This is a genomic window from Acidobacteriota bacterium, from assembly GCA_035471785.1.
GTDB lineage: Bacteria > Acidobacteriota > UBA6911 > RPQK01 > DATIPO01 > JANQFM01.
Genome location: DATIPQ010000088.1, coordinates 25,589 through 33,092 on the forward strand (window position 1 = coordinate 25,589; position 7,504 = coordinate 33,092).

Here is a 7,504-nt window from a genome sequence, read left to right on the forward strand (position 1 = left end):
GCGAGGGAGCCTAGCAGATGGCCGACGCCGCCCAACTTCTGCCCGCCGAAATCAAACGCCGAGAACTGCAGGCCTACGGGCGGCGACTCGCCGAGATCGAGTGGCTGATGATCGTCCTGGTGCTGCTGCACCTGCAACTCACGGGGTGGCCCGGATCGGCGGGTGCGGCTTGGGCTCTGGTGGGGCTGGCGGCCTTCGTACTGGCCTTTCACTACCTGGGATTGCAGCGCCTTTACGGAAAGAGCTGGCCTCTGCTGCTCGACATTGCGGCCATGGGCCTCTTTTCCAGCGCCATCATCTTCATGACCGGGGGCGTGTTCAGTCCTCTATTGGCGCTCTATTTTCTGGTGGTGGGCGCGGCTGCCCTGGTGCTGCCCCAGTGGGCGGCCTTTTCAGTCACCGCGGTGCTTACCCTGACGGCCCTGGCGGGCGGCTGGCAGGAGGCCCGCGTCGACCGCCAGGCGCTGGCGGTGCTGGCGGCCCATCTCTTCGCCCTCTGGCTGGTGGCCTTTCTCACCGCCCGCCTTTCCCGCGAAAAGCACAGCGCCCGCAGGCGCGTCCACCTGCTTTCGCGGACCGACGACCTGACGGGGCTGTGGAACATGCGCATGTTCAGCGAGCAGGCTGAGCAAGAGCACCGTCGCTCCCAGCGCTACCGGCGACCCTACTCCATCGCCATGGTGGACGCCGACGACCTCAAGCCGGTCAACGACCGCTACGGCCACAGTGTGGGCAGCCGTTTCATCTGCCATCTGGCTTCTCTCTTGCGCAAACACTTGCGGGCCAGCGACCTGGTGGCGCGCTTCGGCGGGGACGAGTTCGTCATTCTGCTGCCCGAGACCGACAAGAAGGGAGCCATCGAGGCCATGCAGCGCGTGCGTCAGCGCGTGGCCGGTCATCCCCTGCAACTGCCCCAGGCCAGCCTGGATATATCGGTCAGCATCGGAATCGCCTCCTATCCCCTCCACGCCGATTCCCACCAGCAGGTCCTTCAAGTCGCCGACCAGGCCCTCTATTGCAGCAAGCGCGCCGGCAAGAACCGCATTACCTACGGCTTGCCGGACTCGCCCGAAGAGCGTGAAGTTCCGCGGTGAACTCGATCCTCACCACTTGAGATCGACCCACAGCGGCCGATGATCGGAAGCCGAGACATCGCCTTCCACTTCGGCCTTGGCGGCCTCTACCCCCCTGAGCCAGATCCAGTCCAACTTCATGCGCACGAAGATATAGGCCCGAAAGGTGTTTTCGTCTCCAGCCAAGGGACAGGTGAAGCCGGCCGCCTCCATGAGTTCGAACATGGTCTGAGTATGCTCTTTGGCGAAGGTGTTGAAGTCGCCCAGAATGACGGTGGGGATGTCTTTGTAGCGGGCGGCATCCTCCAGCATGCCCTCGATTTGGCGGGCCCTTTCCTCAGCCGAGATGCGCGTTTCGAGGTGGGTCGTGTAGACCCTCAAGGGGCGTCCGCCCACGTCGACGGTGGCTCCCAGGCTGATGCGGCGGCGTCCGCCGGGTCCTTCAACCGGAAGCAGCACCCGGCTGACCTGGGAAAGGGGAAAACGGCTCAGGATGGCCAGTCCGCGTACACCGCCGCCTTCGTCATGGGCCAATTCGGCGGCGTAGGCGAAGTGCATGTTGAGGTGGCGGGCCAGCAGCCGTCCTACATGCTCATTGTCCGAGCCCTGGTGAAAGCGGTTGACTTCCTGCAGCGCCAGCACCAGGCTTTCGCTCAGGCGCGGATGCGACTTCAGCACCTCGGCAATTTCCTCGATGCGGTGGCCCGGCGGTCCGTGCAGGTTGTAGCTGAGCAGGCGCAGCCGATCGGGGCTGAGCGGCGCCACGCCGGAGGCGAAGCTCCCCTCCTCGATCAAGGGCTCCAGCGCTGAGCCGTCCTGGGCGCGGGCGGCTCCGGCGAGAGAAAGAAACAGCGCCCACACGACCGCCAGTCTTATCCGCATCCTTTCATCTTACCGGACGTGCCTCTGCCAAGCGTCCACTACCACTTTGAGGCGATTTGCACTATCATTCCAGCGCTATGTCATACAACGTGAAGACCATCGAATGGAGCGACCAAGGCGTCGTCATGATCGATCAACGCCTGCTTCCAGGCGAAGAGATCTATAACACCTACAGGACACCCGAGGAAGTGGGCCAGGCCATCAAGTCGATGGTCATCCGCGGCGCGCCGGCCATCGGGGTGGCGGCGGCCATGGGCATCGCCCTCGGGGTACGCAACCTGACCAGCAAGGACAACCTCGAGGAAGAGTTCCAGCGCATCTGCCAAGCCGTCAACACCCGTCCGACCGCCCGCAATCTGCTTTGGGCCGTGGAACGCATGCAGGCCCTCTTCCAGGACATCAAAGAAAAGCCCCTGAAAGACATCCAGGAGGCCTTGCGCGAAGAGTCCATCGAGGTGCTGCGGGAGGACATCGAGATCAACCGCCGCATGGGGCACTACGGGCAGGAATTGCTGGCTTCCGACACCCGGGTGCTGACTCACTGCAACGCCGGAGCCCTGGCCACCGGCGGCTATGGAACGGCGCTGGGGGTGATCAGGGCGGCCGTGGAGTCGGGCAAGAACATCAGCGTCTTCGCCGACGAAACCCGTCCTTTTCTGCAGGGCGCCCGCCTCACCGCCTGGGAGATGATGAAAGAGAACATCCCCTGCGATCTCATCACCGACAATATGGCCGGCTACTTCATGCAGCACGGAGAGGTGCAGGCCGTAGTGGTGGGAACCGACCGCACCGCCGCCAACGGAGACGTGGCCAACAAGATCGGGACCTACTCGGTGGCCGTGCTGGCCAAGGAACACGGCATCCCCTTCTACGTGGCCGCACCCACCTCCACCATCGACCTGCGCACCCCCACGGGCAAGGAGATCGAGATCGAGCAGAGGGACATCCGCGAGGTCACCGACATCAACGACAAGCGCGTGGCCCCGGCGAACATCGGGGTGCGCAATCCGGCTTTCGACGTGACCCCCAACCACCTGGTGACGGCCATCATCACCGAGGAAGGCGTGGCGCGCGCCCCCTACATTCAGTCGCTGGCGGAAATGGTTTCGAGGGCCCAGGAACGGCGGCGGGCCGGCAAAGGCGGGGCAGCCCGGCCAGCGGCTGAGGTACAGGGGGCCGGCGGCGCTTCCGAAGCATGATCGTCCTGGGCCTGGAATCGAGCTGCGACGAGACGGCTGCCGCCCTGCTGCAGGAAGGCACCCGCATCCTCTCCAGCGCGGTGGCCTCGCAGATCGACGTCCATCACCACTACGGCGGGGTGGTTCCGGAACTGGCCAGCCGCGAGCACGTCGACAACATCGTGGTGGTCGTGCAGGAGTGCTTCCGCCAGGCCGCCCGAGAGGGGCGTCCGCTGGGTTTCCAAGACCTCGACGGCATCGCCGTGACCCGCGGACCGGGACTGATGGGGGCCCTGCTCGTTGGACTGGCTTACGCCAAAGGCCTGGCCTATGCCCTCGACATTCCCCTGCTGGGCGTCAACCACCTGCAAGGCCATCTGGCCAGCATCTTCCTGGAGCACCCCAAAGCCGAACTCCCGGCCCTGGCCCTGGTTGTTTCCGGCGGCCACACCAACCTCTATTACTTGAAGGAGGGAGGGGGAGAAGAAGCGCGGGAAGGCGGCCAAGCGGCCGGCTTTCAGTCCGAGTTGCTGATCCGCACCCTGGACGATGCCGCCGGAGAGGCGCTGGACAAGCTTTCCAAGCTGCTGGGGCTGGGCTATCCGGGCGGACCCGTCATCGAGCGGCTGGCCGGCCGCGGTAATCCCCAGGCAGTCCGCTTCACCCTGCCCAAGATCGGCGACGGCAGCCACTCCTTCAGCTTCAGCGGACTCAAGACGGCTGCCCTGCGCCACGTCAAGCGCCAAAAGTTGACGCCCCTGACTGCCGACCAGGCCGACGACCCCGAGAAACTGCCCAAGTCGGTTCTCGACCTGGCGGCCAGCTTTCAGAAAGCCGTGGTCGACCAGTTGCTGGACCGCCTCCAGCATTTCCTCTCGGGACGCCGGGTCCGTTCCGTCCACATCTCAGGCGGAGTCTCCTGCAATTCCGAATTGCGCCGGCGAGCCCGCAGCCTCTTTCAACAGCGCGGACTGCCCGTCTACTTCCCCTCTCCGCCCCTGACCACAGACAACGCCGCCATGATCGCCGCCGCCGGATACCGCCGCCTGGCCGCCGGCCAGCGCGACGACTGGAACCTCAAAGCCAATCCCAGCCTGCGCCTCTGAGCCGCAGGCAATCCCCAACCTGCAAACTCCGAACCGCAAAATTCCGGCCTCCTCTTGACAAATATTTTTTTCTAGAAAATAATAATCTTCATGAACACGGCACCAGCAGACGTAGAATGCATTTCAGAGGTCCAGCGGGCGGGGGTCTTGTTGCAGCCTTTGCGGCTGGAGATCTTGTGCCGGGCCCGCACTCCCCAATCAGCGGCGGCCATCGCAGAGCAGATGGGTCTGCCCCGTCAGAAGGTCAACTACCACGTCAGGCAGTTGGAAGAGGCCCGCTTCTTGCGCCGGGCCGGCCGGCGCCTCAAGCGCAACCTGGTGGAGCAGCGCTATCAGGCCACCGCCCGCGCCTACGTGCTGGCGCCCCAGGTGCTGGGTCCGCTTAAAGCATTGCCCCAGGAGGAGCAAGACCGTTTCAGCGCCGGCTATCTGCTGGCCCTGACCAGCCAGGCCCAACAGGATCTGAGCGTCCTTATGGAGGCCGCGGAAAAAGAAGGAAAACGCCTGCCGACCTTGTCCCTTTCGGCTTCCATCCGCTTTCGCGATCCGCGCCAGCGGCAGCAGTTTACCGAGGCCTTGCAGGATGCCGTAACCGAAGTGATCGGGCGCTTTACGGCTCCCGACCGAGCCCCCGACGGCGGCCCCGGCCAGGGCCGTCCATACCGGCTTTTCCTGGGCTGCCACCCGGCGCCGCCGGTGAAGCCCGCCAAGACCAACCAAGCAAAGGATCAACCATGAGCAACGGCCAAAAGCAGAAAGAACGCATCGTAGAGCAGGAGATCACGACTTCGGCCTCACCCCGGCGGGTGTGGAAGGCCTGGACCGATCCGGACCACATTTCCAACTGGTTCGTGGACCGGGCCGAGGGCGAGCCTCGGGAAGGAACCGTCTTCACATGGTGCTTCGACGAGTTCGGAATGGAGATCCCTTATCAGGTGGTGGAAGCCGATCCCGAGAGGCGTTTCGTCCTCGGCTTTGAGCACGAGCAACGCAGCGGACTGCTGGAAATCGACATCAGCAGCCAGGGCGGGGTCACCAAGCTGCGTCTGGTCAACTCGGGATTCGCCGAGGGCGAGAGCTGGGAGGATGAATACGAGGGCATCGATTCGGGCTGGCGCATGGCCCTGGCGTTGATGCGCCATTACCTGGAGCGGCACTACGGGCAAAGCAAGCGCAACTTCATGGCGGCCCGGCCCAGTCCGCTGCCCATTCCCCAACTGCCTCCCTTTCTGCGCCGGCAGCAGCATCTGCAGGAATGGCTGATCGACTCAGGCCGGATCGGAGAGTTGGGCCAGGCTTGCAAGTTGGGTCTGAAGGGCGGACGCGCACTCAGCGGACGCGTATTGGCCGACAGCGGACGCGAGATCCAGCTTTCCTGGGATGAAATCGACGGCGCCCTGGCGCTGAAGTGCTTCTCGGCCGGCCCCGGCCGCCCCATGGCGGGCCTTCACGTCGTCAGTTGGAGCCTCTCCGAGTCCGCCATGCAGGACTTGCGAAAGGAATTGGAGCCGATCCTGGACCGCCTCTCACAGTACCTCAGCGCTTCTGCCGCGGGCGCTTAGCCAGCAGGCGGTCGACAGGCGCATCGGATCAGCTCCCTTGCTTCAACGCACTCTTCGCGCCTGGCAGTTAGCTTTGGAAGTTGGCAGTTGCACAGCCTAGTCGACAGCTCTTTCGGGTGCTACCATTGAAGCGCTCTCAAGCATTCTGATGTGAGCGAAACCGGGACTCGGCTTCCGGGCTTGCCGAACCGGTTCTCTCTTAAGGTGTCCGAAGGAGAATCATGCTTCAAAGAATCATCGTTTCCGTTCTGGTCCTGACTCTGGCCGCTTCTGTCTTCCTCTACTGGGAGGACGATTCAGCCCAGGCCGGAACCGTCATGACGCCCCAGGAACTGCAGGGGTTGAGGGCCGCCGTGCGGGTTGTGCGGGACGAGGAAAACGTCCCCCACATCTTTACTCAAAACGATCATGACGGCATGTTCATGATCGGCTACCTGCACGCCCGGGACCGTCTCTTCCAGATGGATGTCTCGCGCCGCCTCTTCAGCGGAACCCTGGCGGAACTGGTGGGTCAGGCCGCCTTGCCTCAGGACATCCAACTGCGCACGCTGGGTCTGCGGCGGGCGGCTGAGAGGTCGGTGGACGCCTACTCGCCCCGCACGCGCCGGATGGTGCAAGCCTACGCCGACGGGGTCAACGCCTACCTTGACGAAGGCAATCCGCTGCCCCCCGAATACCCGGCGCTGGAACTGGCCACGGTCGAGCCCTGGACGCTGCTCGACACCCTGACGGTGGCCAAGGGGCTGGCCTTCGGACTCTCCTTCGACCTGGACGACATCGACCGCAGCGTGGCCTTGATGACCTTTCAGGAGGCCGGCGAGGCAGGCGGTTTCGACGGCACGGCGCTGTTCTTTGAAGACACTTACCGCGTGGAGCCTCTGGACGGCACCGTTTCCATCCCCGAGGCCGGACTGGCCGGCGACTCGACCCGCGCCCGCCGCTCTGATGACGCCAGCCGGGACCTGACGGCCATCGCCCAGCGGATGCGCGAGATCATCCGTCCCCAGACCTTGCAACTGATGCGCAACTACCTGTCCAAGCTGGACGGCATGCCCGAGTTGCGCGAGATGCTCAGCCTGAGCCGGCGCGCCAAAGGCAGCAACTGGTGGCTCATCGGACCCGACAACAGCGCCACCGGCAACGCCCTCTTCGCCAACGACCCTCATCTGGCCCTGGATACGCCGGCCACTTTCTATGAAGCTCATCTCGAAGTGGCTGAAGATCCCGCGCTGGGGGCCATGAACGTGGCCGGAGTCACCTTCCCGGGCGCTCCCAACTTCGTGCAGGGATGCAACCAGGTCATGTGCTGGGGATCGACCGTCAATCCTCTGGACGTGACCGACGTCTATCAGGAAACGCTGGTCGTCAACTTCCCCTCGCTGGGAGCCTTTCCCCAGATCATGGGCACACGTTTCGGAGACGAGATCGAGCCGGTGGAACCCTTGGGACAAAGCTTCGATGTCAACGACCCGACCAGCGGCATCCAGGACGACGTGTCCCGGGCCGCGGTTGGCGCTCTGGAGGGTGCCGTGACGCTGATCGTGCCGCGACGCAACAACGGCCCCATCGTCGACTTCGAGTTGCCCAGCGTCCCTCTCGGAACCGTCGACATCGCGGCCATCAGCGTCCAGTACACCGGCTGGGGGGCTACCCGCGAGGGAGAAGCTTTCTTCCGCATCGCCCGGGCCGAAAGCGTGGAGGAA

Annotated in this window: 6 protein-coding genes and 1 pseudogene; 6 read left to right on the forward strand and 1 reads right to left on the reverse strand. The window is 64.3% G+C overall.

What is annotated here, in order from left to right; all coding sequences use genetic code 11:
* Positions 1-17 precede the first annotated feature (17 nt).
* A complete protein-coding gene (locus tag VLU25_12615; protein ID HSR68773.1) occupies positions 18-1,094 on the forward strand; it encodes a diguanylate cyclase in 1,077 nt (358 codons plus the stop codon).
* 9 nt (positions 1,095-1,103) lie between these two features.
* Here VLU25_12615 and VLU25_12620 read toward each other — a convergent pair whose 3' ends face one another.
* Entirely contained in the window at positions 1,104-1,955 is an 852-nt protein-coding gene (locus tag VLU25_12620; GenBank protein ID HSR68774.1) for an endonuclease/exonuclease/phosphatase family protein, read from the reverse strand.
* 77 nt (positions 1,956-2,032) lie between these two features.
* On the opposite strand from VLU25_12620, the pseudogene mtnA reads away from it, so the two are divergent.
* The 5 genes and pseudogenes from mtnA to VLU25_12645 all read left to right on the forward strand — a co-directional run.
* Positions 2,033-3,064: pseudogene (gene mtnA, locus VLU25_12625) on the forward strand (S-methyl-5-thioribose-1-phosphate isomerase).
* 86 nt (positions 3,065-3,150) lie between these two features.
* Positions 3,151-4,239 (forward strand): tRNA (adenosine(37)-N6)-threonylcarbamoyltransferase complex transferase subunit TsaD, encoded by a 1,089-nt coding sequence (gene tsaD, locus VLU25_12630; GenBank protein HSR68775.1) that lies wholly within the window; start codon positions 3,151-3,153, stop codon positions 4,237-4,239.
* A 90-nt stretch (positions 4,240-4,329) separates the two neighbouring features.
* Complete coding sequence (locus VLU25_12635) at positions 4,330-4,977, forward strand: helix-turn-helix domain-containing protein (GenBank protein HSR68776.1); 648 nt, start codon at positions 4,330-4,332, stop codon at positions 4,975-4,977.
* Positions 4,974-5,801, forward strand: a complete 828-nt coding sequence (locus VLU25_12640) for an SRPBCC domain-containing protein (protein ID HSR68777.1) — start codon at positions 4,974-4,976, stop codon at positions 5,799-5,801. The genes VLU25_12635 and VLU25_12640 overlap by 4 nt, the downstream gene beginning before the upstream one ends.
* Before the next feature lie 221 nt (positions 5,802-6,022).
* Positions 6,023-7,504 (forward strand): penicillin acylase family protein (locus VLU25_12645; protein HSR68778.1); only part of this gene is annotated, 1,482 nt, incomplete at its 3' end.

Bases quoted from the DNA above. Each gene is read 5' to 3' on its own strand.
- VLU25_12615 (HSR68773.1), top strand. From the start codon at position 18: ATGGCCGACGCCGCCCAACTTCTGCCCGCCGAAATCAAACGCCGAGAA.
- VLU25_12620 (HSR68774.1), bottom strand. From the start codon at position 1,955: ATGCGGATAAGACTGGCGGTCGTGTGGGCGCTGTTTCTTTCTCTCGCC.
- tsaD (HSR68775.1), top strand. From the start codon at position 3,151: ATGATCGTCCTGGGCCTGGAATCGAGCTGCGACGAGACGGCTGCCGCC.
- VLU25_12635 (HSR68776.1), top strand. From the start codon at position 4,330: ATGAACACGGCACCAGCAGACGTAGAATGCATTTCAGAGGTCCAGCGG.
- VLU25_12640 (HSR68777.1), top strand. From the start codon at position 4,974: ATGAGCAACGGCCAAAAGCAGAAAGAACGCATCGTAGAGCAGGAGATC.